Here is a 12,769-nt window from a genome sequence, read left to right on the forward strand (position 1 = left end):
GACAATGTCGAGCTGTCCAATCAATCCCCTTTATGAGACATGTTCTGCTGTCTTTCCTGTTCGGCTAGGATCTCATTATCTTCCGCATTATCTCGTGTAACCTTCTGTGTCAGGATCGCTCCAACTGCCACTAGAATCATAACCGCAATATAATAACCTTTTTCATTTAGCTGCAGATTGTCGGCATTGTATAATCCGATGCTGAACAAAAAGACCCCGGCAAAGAATGTGAAATAAGCCAAGACAGTAAATGCAGGCGTGTTTCTTCTTCTGTATCTTTGCATCTAACTTCCTCCTTCGATCCAAAAAAATAAAACATACGTTAAGTATAGAACTCCTTATAAGATATTCCACCAACCTCTCAAAATTTCCTTTCATATTTTTAAAAAATTGTTGAAAAATGACAAATATTGTTGGTCGCTGATTTTTTACAAATGAAAACGAAATGTTATATAAGGAATTCTATGTATCTATTTATTTACTTTTCGATTACTCGGCCTGTCTTTTCCATTTACTGTGTTACCATCAAAGGACAAGATTCGAGTTTCCTCACAACTCTTCTTTCATTATGTCTGATAGGGAGATATGCAATGAAAAAAAATCTGCTGAATACATTTAATTTATCGATCTTATTATTGTTCTTGACTGGCTGTGTCATTCATACCGCCAATTCCAATACCTTATTGCCTGAATACAAAGGAAAACAATTGAACATCGGTGTGATCGGACAGCTTCCAGACGTACGTGAAAAACATATTCACTTTATTCCACTCACACTTAAAGACCTCATGGAAGAAAACACTCAGAAGGCCGACGCTATTTTTATTAATAAAGAGTTTTTGTCAGAAGCAGCCGACAGCCAATATGCCGAGAGCTATTTACAATCCCCCATTCCTATTTTCTTTATTCATTCTGAAAAAGTGATTCTCGCCTTTATTGATCAAAAGCTATCCTATGAACAAGCTCATGAATTGCAGTCGAACGAATATTTAATTGGGTATTATAAAGACAGCTATTTCGGTATCACACTCGACAAGAATAAGAAAACCAAAGAGACCGTTCAAAGCTCTTACTCTAGAGCCTTTAAGATGATTGAAATGGCCAAAACCACCGGGACTATGACCATTAAAAACCCGGCATCCTAAGCCCATCGCTGACCCTTCTTCGCGATGTGCGATAAAAACGCAAAAATTATTTATAGTAGGTATGTAAAAACAGGCGGATGTCTTCATTGATGTGAATGAAATGTTCCTCCGAAGGAAAGTGTCCCATATCGTACGATTTAAAATCGGTTAAATTAGGGATCACTTCATGTGCTGCTTGTTTAATTAAGTGTTCAGGAAAGAATACATCCTCATTGCCAGAAATGATCAAAGTGGGCTGCTGATAGGCAAGCAGCTCTTTTTTTTCTGTTAACTTTGGCATCTCCTGTTCAAGCTTCGTATGCTTAAAGATATCGCCAATGATTTGTTTATCCATTTCCTTCATTGTATTAGCGGACATCCGATTGGCAATTTTACTCAGGTGTTTGTCGGATGAAGTGGCGAGAAACAGCAGCATAGGCAGTACGATTTGTTTAATCATGTTCAGCTTAGAGCCCAGCTTTAAACCCGATGGAGAGACCAATACAGCACAGTCTATTCGCTCTGGCATATAAGCAGCTAATCTTAAAGTGATCCCTGCCCCGTAAGAAGGCCCGATGAATGCACACTTATTCAACCCCATATGATCCATTAACTCTTGAACCCATTGCGCGAAGCTATGATCTGTGGCAGATATCCTTGTTTGATCACTATATCCAGGATGCCCAATCGTGTCCGGCGCATAGATTCGGTACTGATTCGCTAAAGGGGAAAACCAAGATAAAGTCATCGGATTAATGCAGTTGCCGCCTTGCAAAATAAATAAAGGCTTCCCATCTTTCGGACCGGCCATCAGCATATGCGTTCTGCCATAACTCGTATCCACATAATTGCGCTCCACCTCAAAGGGCAGCGTGTGTAAATAGTTTTCATAGTGATCTTGAATCGTTTTCCTTCCTGTTTTACCCTTGTAGATCGTTTTCTCTCCCATCTTGTCCGCCCCTATTCTTCCATTTCTTTTCGTTTAACCGCGATAATCAGTTCATTTAATTGTTCGTTCCGCTGTTTGTCTAGGCTGATCTTTGTCCGCATAAACTGAACAAACTTTATGGCCACATATATGCCAAGACTCGTAAGAATGATAGAGATCATCAGCGGCAGAAAAGTGATAATAGCGATGAATCCATCTGCAGCAAACCATGTCGTTCCCTCATACATATTCTTCACCCCCAATCAATTTATGTTATTTACTATATAATTCTTCTCTAACTCTACGATATGTATGATTAGATCACTCCTTTACCTTCACGACAAATGCAGCAGGTAAACCTCTCTATTCCCTATTCCAATTATATGTATATAGTAAGAACTTACTACTTTTTAAAAAATATGTAAATAAAACACTTTTTAGTAAGACGTACATTTTGTTTCTGATTTGCCTGAATCTCACCATCCCATAGACTATATCCAGATATTTACTATAAAGAAATAATGCTTTTTTATCTTTTATAAACCTTAAAATTATAGGTAAATTCACCTAATAATTATACATTTTTATCTATTTTATTACTGTTTAATATATTTATAATTAAAAAACAACGGTTGTATAATGTAATTTTTCACCAATTTTCTACAAATACTTATATTTTTATGGTAAGATATCACTATAACGACAGTGTTAACCATATAAACTCATTCATTTTCAGGAAGAGAGTTGATACTATGATTGTAAAAAAAATGAAAGAAAACTACAAACGCTATCAAGCTAGCATTTCAAAGCTAACTTCAACTGAAAGTGTCTACAAAGCCGATCAGCAAAAGATGCTTCAATCCATTTTTGAAAATCATCCAGATGGAATATATACAATAGATTTAAAAGGAAATATTTTAGATTGCAATGCTCGAATTCTTACTATGTTCGGCATGACTCAAAAGAAAGCTCAGACACACTTTAAACACTACTTATTAGCTTCCGAACTTCCAGCTGTTCAGCAGCATTTCACACGGGCTCTTCGCGGAGAAACAGTTCAGTACACAACAGTCGGACTTCATCAGGACGGGCATACCATAGATATTCATATCACAAACATTCCCCTAGTAATCGAAGGACAAATCATTGGCGTCTATGGCATTTGTAAAGATGTGACAGAGCTGACACGCGCAAGCCGGGAACTCGATAGGGTGAAGGACAATCTAAGCATGTCACAGAAAATTGCCCATATCGGCAGCTGGCAGCATGATATCCCTAATAAAGAGGCGTTATTGTCAAAACAAGCATGCGAAATTCTAGATATTGACTATAGCCGAACGGCGAAATCACTCGATCAAGTCATTCAATATATCGAACACCAGGATGGCAATAAGCTCGTCAGTTTGATTCAACAAGCGACGCCTGAAAAGAACCGTTTTTATTTAGAGGCTGCCATCATTAGCGGCAAAGGGGAGAAAAAATCCTCTCTGATTGAAGGAATGGTGAAATTCTCTTCCAATGGAAAGCCTCTTCAAGTGAATGGTGTGATCCGTGAAGTGACGAAACTTAGAGAATTAGAGACTCGCCTCAGCCAGCTAACGAGCCGATCGAAGCAAATACTCGATTCATTGGACGTCGCTGTCTGGTCTCTCGATCCGATTGAAAATCAAGTCGTATTCTGTTCTGAAGGTGTCGAGAAGATCTATGGATTGCCGAAAGAGCAGTTCATCAACCAGCCTTCTGTCTGGTTCGATATGATCCACCCTGACGATCAGCAAACGGTGCTTTCTAAACAATCCGCTCTATATAATGGCGAAAAACTCCAGCATGAATACCGGATTATCACCCCGTTATTTCAAACAAAATGGGTGAGCGATAACAGCATACCGATCCTAGATGAAGAAGGCCGGCTCATACGCATTGATGGGTTAGTGACGGACATCACCGATCAAAAAGACTATGAACACCAAATGCAATTTATGACTAACCATGATTTTCTAACTAGATTGCCAAACCGCTATGCCTTCGAGCAAGATCTATTAACCCAGACGGATCAAGTGCCGATGTATATTTTATATGTCGACTTAGACCGTTTCGCTCAAGTCAATGACTCACTCGGTCATTCGGTTGGCGACGGGGTTATTAAAGAAACAGCGGCCAGATTACAGAAGCTGATTCCAAGTGAAGCGCTGCTCGCCCGAATTGGCGGAGACGAATTCGCCATTGCCATCAAAAGCACAATGGATGATCCTGAGGACGTTGCAAAAACGATCATTAAACAAATGAAACGCCCATTTTTCATCGAAGAGTTTGAAATCATGTTGACGGTCAGCATCGGAATAAGCACGTATCCAGCCGACGGACAAGACCCTCACCAGCTTCTAAAAAACGCCTATACCGCAATGCTGCGAGTGAAGGAAGTTGGCCGTTCCACTTATCGATTCTACACATCTTCCATGAATGTGGAATCTTATAAGCTCTTTCAATTAGAGAAGGATCTGCGTCACGCCTCGGCTTTAAACCAGCTATTCCTTGAATATCAGCCAAAGGTCGATGCGAAAACCGGAAGAATTACCGGAGCCGAAGCGCTGATTCGCTGGAATCATCCAACATGGGGACGTGTATCTCCGAATGAATTCATTCCGCTTGCTGAAGAGAACGGATTGATCTTAGAAATTGGCGACTGGGTCATTGAATCTGTGTGTGCTAACTTACGAACATGGATCGATGAAGGTAGAAAAGTGGTTCCCATCTCTCTAAATATCTCTCCTAAGAGATTCTTAAACCCAAGCTTTAAAGATGAGGTGAAGACCGCTATTAACAAACACCAGATTCCTCCAGAACTAATCGAAATAGAGATTACGGAGTCGGCTATCCTGCATCAAGAAAGCATCGTCAGAGAAATTATCCAAGATCTAAGAGAATTTGGTCTTAAATTTTCATTAGATGATGTAGGAACTGGGTATTCTTCGATTTCCTATCTAATGAAATACGATTTGGATGCGATTAAAATTGACCGTGACCTCGTGCGCGATATGTGCACAGATCCGAAGCGTCAAGCACTGATCAAAAGCATGGTGTATCTCGCGAAAGAACTCGACATTGATATTGTCTTAGAAGGTGTAGAGAGATTAGAGCAGCTGCAATTTTTCCAGCAGATTGAAGTGCCATCTATCCAAGGTTTCCTTTTCAGCAAACCAGTGCTGTCAAATAAATTCGTCGTATTATTGGAAAAAGGCCGGTTAAAGCCGATTCCTCCAGCGACCAAAAACGGGTTTGTGAATCGAAGAAAGTACTTTAGAGCTCACTTTCACCATCCGTTAAAAGGCATGATGAGCTTAAAAGAATTGAAAGGAAAGAAAGTGCAAGTCGGTAGTTCCCCGATCTTAATCAAGAACGTAGGCGTCGGCGGGCTTTGCTTCATCTCCAACATCAACTTGCCGGTTCATCCAGAGCTTATCTTAGAAATGAACTTTAGCTTAAATGGCCGCGACCAAGCGTTCTTAGGTAAAATCAAATGGAAAGAAGACAGCGGAGATGATCTGTATGAATACGGACTAGAGTTTGCTATTAACGAGGATCAGCGCTCTGACCTAATTCCGCTCTTAAACAAGCTGACCCTTCAGTTAAAAAGAGACCCTTTCCCGAACGGCTACGACTGGCATTTAGAAGGACCTCGGGTGTTTTTCCAAAAAAATAAGTAAAATGACTTAATCCCGAAACTGCTGGTGCTGTTTCGGGTTTTTTTATTTCATTTTGGCTGCGTTCTCGGGGAGGATTCTTTCTAATTTGGGGGATATTCTTTCCGTTTTACCTATTATTCTTTCCAAATTGCCCAATATTCTTTCCATTCCATCTATTATTCTTTCCAAACTCCCCTATATTCCTGCAATCCGCTAAATATCGCCGGTGCCACGTCTCTTTCTTTCCATTTTGCGTAGAATTCTTTCCAATTTGACCTTTATTCTTTCCAATTTGCCCAATATTCTTTCCATTTCATCTATTATTCTTTCCAAACTCCCCTATCTTCCTGTCAATCCGCTAAATTCCGCCGGTGCCACGTCTCTTTCTTTCCGTTTTGCGTAGAATTCTTTCTAATTTGACCTTTATTCTTTCCATATTGCCCGATACTCTTTCCATTTCATCTATTATTTTTTCCAAAGTCTCCTATATTCCTGCCAAACCGGCAAATCCCACTGGTGCCACGGTTCTTTCTTTCCGTATTGCGTATTATTCTTTCTAATTTGACCTTTATTCTTTCCACTTTGACCGATATTCTTTCCATTTCACCTATTATTCTTTCCAAATTCCTATATATTCCTGCCAAACCGCCAAATCCGGCTGGTGCCACGATTCTTTCTTTCCGTTTGGCGTAGAATTCTTTCCAATTTGACCTTTATTCTTTCCATATTGCCCGATACTCTTTCCATTTCATCTATTATTCTTTCCAAAATCCCCTACATTCCTGCCAAACCGCTAAATCCGGCTGGTGCCGCGTCTCATTCTTTCCGTTTGGCGTAGAATTCTTTCTAATTTGACCTTTATTCTTTCCAATTTGACCAATATTCTTTCCAATTTGACCAATATTCTTTCCGTTTCACCTATTATTCTTTCCAAAATCCCATATATTCCTGCCAAACCACTAAATACCGCCGGTGCCACCGTTCTTTTCTCCAATCGCCAGGTATTCGCTAATCCGATCCCATGCCTTAGCGCCGCCTCCGCTGCGGCTATCCGCAGCATGCTAATCCGTCACCACCGACTGCTTTTCGCCCGTATCAGCAGAAATATTCCCAAACACAAAAAAACCGGCAGCCACCCAATAAGAGTGGTTCCCGGTTTTGCTCATGCTCCAAATATATGATACGTATTCCGATTTTCTTTTGCCCGATACAGCGCTTGATCAGCCTGCTGGATCAGCTTTTCTGCAGTTGTTTCGTCATTTGCATACAGAGCGACTCCCATGCTTGAAGTTGCTTGGATCGTATGTTCACTTAGCACATATTCTTTTCGAAGCTCCTCCATAATTCGCTCAGCAATTAGATGCAGCATCTTTTGATTCAGTACATTCCTTACTAAAACGACAAATTCGTCTCCTCCCAATCGGGCGACGACATCCCAATTACGCACGCAGGATTTCAGCCGTTTGGCAAACTCAATCAGTAATTCGTCTCCGGTTTGATGCCCGAATGTGTCATTTATACTTTTGAAATGATCGCAATCAAGCAGTAGAATCGCAAATCCGGCTTCCTGGCCGTTTTCTGCTAATTGCTGGACTTCATCAATTTTCTCTTGCAAGTATCTTCGGTTAGCGAGTCCAGTTAAGCTGTCATGATTCGCTTGATGCTGAAGTTGTTCTTCATATTGTTTTCGCTCAGTAATAATTCTCCCCGATAAAATAATCGAATGAAGCTCACCTTCTTCGATCACCGGCGTGCCTTTTGTTTCAACCCACAAGGCGGATTCATTAGGCGTGATATACCGATATTCAGCCGTGACCGCTTCTTGATGGTAATGGATTTGATCTAACAAATCCTTTAAGATCGGCTGATCCTCCTCCGCTATTGCATGAAAGGCGCCATGCCTCATCAATTGCTCTTCTTCAAGTCCCAGCATGTAGCGGTAGGATGGAGAGGCGTAGGTTAACTGGTGATCAGCATTTAAGACTTTAATTAAATCTAAGGAGTTCTCTGTAATCACTCGATATTTTTCTTCATTTTCTTTCAGTGCTTCAATGGCATGTTTCTTATCCGTAATGTCCGTGCGAATAGCCGCGTAATGCGTGATTTCACCATCGACATCTAAAAGCGGAATAATGGTCGTTTGCAGCCAGTAGTAAGAACCGTCTTTCCTCTGATTCCGCACTTCGCCTTTCCACACTTGACCATCCGTAATCGTCGCCCACATCTCTTCAAAAAAAGCAGAAGAATGATAATTGGAATTAAGAACACGGTGAGTACGGCCAATTAATTCCTCCCGCTTATACCCTGAAATGGAACAGAGCATATCATTCACGTAGGTGATCACTCCTCGCGTATCAGTAATAGCAACAATGGCTGAGGCATCCAGCGCTTCTTTATAGTTTTGTAGATCCCGAAGTGACTGAGCCAATTTTCTTTCTGTCAGCCGCTGTTCGGTCACATCTTCAGCAATAATATACGTCCCCCTATTGTAGCCCTCAACGATAATTGGAACGTTGGTGCATTCAAGGGAGATCGTGCTGCCCTCTTTGTGAAAGATCGTTAAATCATAGCTCTTGATTTCACCAATGGAGCCAAGCACTTCTTCTTGATCTTTACTCATAAGAAAGCGCTTAAAGTCTACCCCAATTATTTCATCTGATGCATATCCAGACACCCGCTCACAAGCATCATTTGCTTTAATAATAACTCCCTCGCTGTCGATCATAAAAATCGCGTCACTATTATAAGTAAAGAGAGATTTATATTCTTGTTTACTAATCGCCAGTTCGTTTTCTAATCGTTTCAAATAATGGATGTCACGATAAATCATCGAATAAGCCACTAGTTCGCCCTGCTCATTCATTAAGGGGGAGTAGCTAATGGATAAAGGCATGAGATGTTTTTGTTTATTTAAACGATAGGTTTCTTGTGCAATGGTCTTTCCGCCTTTAGCTAGCTTCTTTAACGCTACGTTCACGTTTATATATTCAGATTCTGGAACCAATCCAGTTTCTAGCCACTTCTTGCCTAGAATATCTTCTTGCTTCCAGCCAAAAAGATCCTCAAATGCTTCATTAATTTTTAAAATGCGATAGTCGGTTCCAACAATTAAAACTGCATCTGCTGTATGCGATAAAAAGGAAGTCATAAATTGGTACTCTTCTTCTTTTTTCTTATGCCTAGCCATACTTTTCGTGATTGCAATGGCCCGGTAACAAGAACCATCCTCTTCAATTACCGGTGAAATGGTGGTTTCGGACGCTTCAGCTTTTGCTGAAAAAAGATTTAGATCCCCATACTGAACAGGTTTCTTTTCTTCTATACAACGGTAATAATATTCACTGATATAGTGGTATCTTTCAGGAGGCAGCACATCTTGTAAACGCTTACCTAAAACCGATGTCCCCAATCCGTTCCTTGCTGCATCGTTCAGTTCCACATAAAACAAGTCCTGATCCGTCTTCTCTACTAAAAAGACCCATTCTTCCATAGCATTAAAATAATATGAAAAATGTATGCTTTGCATAGTTATGCTCCTTTTTTCTCTTAACTTACCATTTATTTTAATAAATTCAGCATATATTGACTAGTAAAATATGTATAGTAAAATATTTACTTCCTGTTAACCTTCCGAATGAATTGCCCCTCATTTAAAGCCATCAAAAAATCCAGCAAGAGCATGAACTGCCCCCGCCGGATGTGCGTATACAAAAGCATTAAGCGTTTACTCGCCCTTTGTTTGGATCACTTGCGGATTCTTTCCCGACGTGTCTTGCATTTGCTTTCCTTTATTGCCTCCATGTGAACGTGACTGAGTTCCTACTTGGTTAGGCGCGAAATCTTTGCTGTTTCTTTTTGGGTTGCTCATCTTCATCCCTCCTTTAGAGAATAGTTTCTCCTAAGGATTAGAAAGATATGAGCTATTCCTTAATTCCAGACGGGTGTTCTCTTTTCAAAAAATGAACTGATTCCTTCGCGCGCATCTGGATGTTTCGTGTTTAATGAAATAACCTCAGTTGAATAATTTAACGCTTGGAAATCTTCCATTTGTAATTGCTGGTAAAATTGCCTTTTCCCTAATTCAATAATATTTAAACTTTGTTTCGTAATATTCTTAGCAAATTTTTCAGTTTCTTCATCAAGAGAAGCAACCGGAACGACCTTGTTCACTAAGCCCTCCTGCAACGCTTCTTCTGCTGAAATAAAATTTCCTGTAAAGAGCATTTCTACTGCTTTTTTGCGGCCGACATTCCGGCTCAGGAAGACCGCTGGCGTGCTGCAGAACAATCCGCTATTGATGCCCGGCGTCGAAAATTTCGCTTGATCGCTGGCAATCGCCAAATCACATGCGGCTACCAATTGACATCCAGCTGCTACTGCTGCGCTTTGCACTTTCGCCATAACCAGCTGAGGAATGTCTCTCATCGTGCGCATTAATAGCTGGCATCGCTGAAAAAGAGCCAACACTTCATTTTCTGTGCGAGCTTCTATTTCCTTTAAGCTATGTCCCGCACTAAATACTCGCTGCGAGCCTTCAATTACCACAACTTTTACTTCTCGTTTCGCTGCTATTTCTTTCAGACAGCCATCTAATTCTTCAATTAATTGAAAGGTCAGGGTATTAAATACTTGAGGATTCTCCAAAGTCACATAAGCGATTTCATCAGAAGTTCTTAATGATAAAAATTCCACGTTTTCAACTCCTCATTCATTTTTTCCTTTTTGCACCGTTTCTTGTTAGTAATTTAAGTTTGAATGTTCAGTTAACTTTAGTCAAGTACAGATTACCTATAAAAGGAATAATTTTTTATAAAATTTGGATAATGAGATATATCCTAGGAGTTACGGGGTATAGCGTCTATGTAAATCTATTTAGTAAGATTATAACAATTAGAGAAAGGAGCGATATTATGGATTTTTATGAATCTAAAACGAAACTCGGCTTATTAGCTATCCTCAGTTTGGCTTTTGTCTTACTTCCCATTTATATAGCTTATGAAATGTTTCAGGAAAACAGCCCTTTAATTGGTTTTTTGACCGTATTATTCGCTATATTCATGGGGTGGGTGACGTACTTATTAATCAAAAAAACGATGAATACAAACCCCTATGTCACAGTGACGGACTCCGCGCTGATCTTATACGTTCTGCCAGACCACCCGGTACATGTTGATTGGCATGATATTCAGGACTATATTTTTTATGAAATTCACAATAACAAATTTATCGGACTTGTCTTAAGTGATGAAGAAAAATACAGTCAGTTAATGCCTAAAAAATTGAAAAAGCTCTCGCAGATGAATGTCAAAATGGGCTATCCGATGTATAACATTACCTGGGGACATTTGAAGGAAAAGGATCGGCTGTTAGAAGAATTGAACCGGCGCACGCCTAATGTTTCACTATTCGAATCAGTTCCTCAGTAAAGAAAATTAAGGCTGTCTCAAAATCATGTTTTTCAGACAGCCTCTTTTCCTACGGTCACTTCACTTCTTTGTATTGATCTCTCAGCTTCCGCTTCAAAATTTTTCCTGACGCGTTTTTTGGCAGTTCATCAACAATATAGAGTGCTTTCAACCGCTGATATTTAGCAGGCACACGTTCATTCACCCACGCCATTAATTCGTTTTCATCCACTCTCTCACCTGGCTTTAATTCAATATGCGCCACAGGAATCTCTCCCCACTTTTCATCGGGTGCTCCGACAACGGCCACTTGTGACACTGATGGATGCGCGCTTGCAACTTCTTCAATATCACGGGGATAAATATTCACGCCGCCCGAGATGATCATGTCTTTCTTTCGATCCACTAAGTAGACGTAGCCATCTTCATCCACATATCCAAGATCACCTGTTTTGATCCATTTATCGTCGATCATTGTATGGAGCGTTTCTTCCGGCTTATTTAAGTAGCCTGCCATCAGCGTGGGGCCTCGGCCAACAATTTCGCCTACTTCTCCTGTCTGCACTTCATTTAGCTCGCCATCCACAATCTTGCATTCATTGAAGATCATCGGAGGACCGACTGATCCAGGTTTCTTCAGCACGTAATCCGGCCGCAACGTTGTTAAGAATCCTTCTGTCAAACCATACAATTCAAATAAAATGCCCGGTAGCTGTTCACAGATTTGTTCTTTACGGGAAATTGGAAGCGGAGCACCAAGCGTCAGCAGCACCTTTAATGAAGATAACCGCTTCGGCTCATACGCTGGCAGATCAAGTATCGTAATAATTTGAGTCGGTACCATCATTGTATGAGTCACTTGTTCTGTTTCAATCAAGCCCATGACGTTCTCTTTATTAAATTTACTTTCTAAAATATAGGTTGCCCCCGCACAAATGGTCGGATACATGAAGGCCAAAGAGCCATTAAAGACGAGACTGCCTGAAGATAAGACGACGCTTTCCGCTGTCACACCGTATTCCATCCCCCACAAAAAGGCATACATCACCCGGGTTTTATGGGTATGAACAATTCCTTTTGGAAGTCCGGTCGTTCCAGAAGAGTACATAATATTTACCACATCGTCTTCTGTGACAGTCACATTCGGTTCTTCTGAACGGCTGTTTTCTTTCATATTGTGGTACGAAGAATCGTCGGCTTCTGATTGCCCTGTGACAACAAAATGTTCAATGTATGTAACTTGATTTTTGATTTCTTCTATTTCCTTTTCATACGACTGATGAAAAACGAGCATTTTAGGCCGGCAGTCATTTAATTGGTGAACGTTATCTTTCCCCTTAACCATCGGATTTAACGGAACAATGACCACACCAATTTTAGCTGTCGCCCAAAACAGTTCAAGCATTTCTAAGCTGTTGGGAAGCAGCATCGCCAGGCGGTCGCCCTTTTGAAAGCCGAATTGAAGCAATGAATGAGCTACTTGGTTGACTCTTTCATTAAATTGCCGATAAGTGAGCCGCTCATCCCCATGAATCACGGCCAATTTATTAGGGTAATGCCGCGCATTCCTAGTCAGCATCATCCCCACATTCATGAAGTCCATGTTTGGCTTAAACATACGATCACCCT

The 12,769-nt window shown here is 40.6% G+C and carries 11 protein-coding genes; 3 read left to right on the top strand and 8 right to left on the bottom strand.

Annotated elements, in window-relative coordinates; translation table 11 throughout:
- Positions 1–20: 20 nt before the first annotated feature.
- Entirely contained in the window at positions 21–284 is a 264-nt protein-coding gene (locus JOC78_RS07875; RefSeq protein WP_204553964.1) for a YiaA/YiaB family inner membrane protein, read from the bottom strand.
- Positions 285–590: 306 nt separating this feature from the next.
- On the opposite strand from JOC78_RS07875, the gene JOC78_RS07880 reads away from it, so the two are divergent.
- Entirely contained in the window at positions 591–1,145 is a 555-nt protein-coding gene (locus tag JOC78_RS07880; protein ID WP_204553965.1) for a hypothetical protein, read from the top strand.
- Between the two features lie 46 nt (positions 1,146–1,191).
- On the opposite strand, the gene JOC78_RS07885 is transcribed toward JOC78_RS07880, so the two are convergent.
- Positions 1,192–2,073, bottom strand: a complete 882-nt coding sequence (locus JOC78_RS07885; protein WP_204553966.1) for an alpha/beta fold hydrolase — start codon at positions 2,071–2,073, stop codon at positions 1,192–1,194.
- 11 nt (positions 2,074–2,084) lie between these two features.
- Complete coding sequence (locus JOC78_RS07890; RefSeq protein ID WP_204553967.1) at positions 2,085–2,300, bottom strand: hypothetical protein; 216 nt, start codon at positions 2,298–2,300, stop codon at positions 2,085–2,087.
- A 504-nt stretch (positions 2,301–2,804) separates the two neighbouring features.
- Here JOC78_RS07890 and JOC78_RS07895 point away from each other — a divergent pair.
- Complete coding sequence (locus JOC78_RS07895) at positions 2,805–5,756, top strand: EAL domain-containing protein (protein WP_204553968.1); 2,952 nt, start codon at positions 2,805–2,807, stop codon at positions 5,754–5,756.
- A gap of 772 nt (positions 5,757–6,528) precedes the next feature.
- On the opposite strand, the gene JOC78_RS07900 is transcribed toward JOC78_RS07895, so the two are convergent.
- The 4 genes from JOC78_RS07900 to JOC78_RS07915 form a co-directional block, all read right to left on the bottom strand.
- Positions 6,529–6,795: a hypothetical protein gene (locus JOC78_RS07900; protein ID WP_204553969.1), complete on the bottom strand. Its 267-nt coding sequence runs from the start codon at positions 6,793–6,795 to the stop codon at positions 6,529–6,531.
- A gap of 102 nt (positions 6,796–6,897) precedes the next feature.
- Positions 6,898–9,261, bottom strand: coding sequence for a PAS domain S-box protein (locus JOC78_RS07905; protein WP_204553970.1), 2,364 nt, complete (start codon positions 9,259–9,261; stop codon positions 6,898–6,900).
- 198 nt (positions 9,262–9,459) lie between these two features.
- On the bottom strand, positions 9,460–9,603 hold the full coding sequence (locus JOC78_RS07910) for an acid-soluble spore protein N (protein WP_204553971.1): 144 nt from the start codon (positions 9,601–9,603) through the stop codon (positions 9,460–9,462).
- A 59-nt stretch (positions 9,604–9,662) separates the two neighbouring features.
- The gene (locus JOC78_RS07915; protein ID WP_204553972.1) at positions 9,663–10,427 is read right to left on the bottom strand and encodes an enoyl-CoA hydratase-related protein; all 765 of its coding nucleotides are present in this window, start codon (positions 10,425–10,427) and stop codon (positions 9,663–9,665) included.
- A 218-nt stretch (positions 10,428–10,645) separates the two neighbouring features.
- Here JOC78_RS07915 and JOC78_RS07920 point away from each other — a divergent pair, with 218 nt between their 5' ends.
- Positions 10,646–11,161: an STM3941 family protein gene (locus JOC78_RS07920; RefSeq protein ID WP_204553973.1), complete on the top strand. Its 516-nt coding sequence runs from the start codon at positions 10,646–10,648 to the stop codon at positions 11,159–11,161.
- 55 nt (positions 11,162–11,216) lie between these two features.
- On the opposite strand, the gene JOC78_RS07925 is transcribed toward JOC78_RS07920, so the two are convergent.
- Positions 11,217–12,758: a class I adenylate-forming enzyme family protein gene (locus JOC78_RS07925; protein ID WP_204553974.1), complete on the bottom strand. Its 1,542-nt coding sequence runs from the start codon at positions 12,756–12,758 to the stop codon at positions 11,217–11,219.
- Between the last annotated feature and the right edge of the window lie 11 nt (positions 12,759–12,769).

This window comes from Bacillus ectoiniformans, assembly GCF_016908875.1.
Classification (GTDB): Bacteria; Bacillota; Bacilli; order Bacillales; family Domibacillaceae; genus Bacillus_BX; species Bacillus_BX ectoiniformans.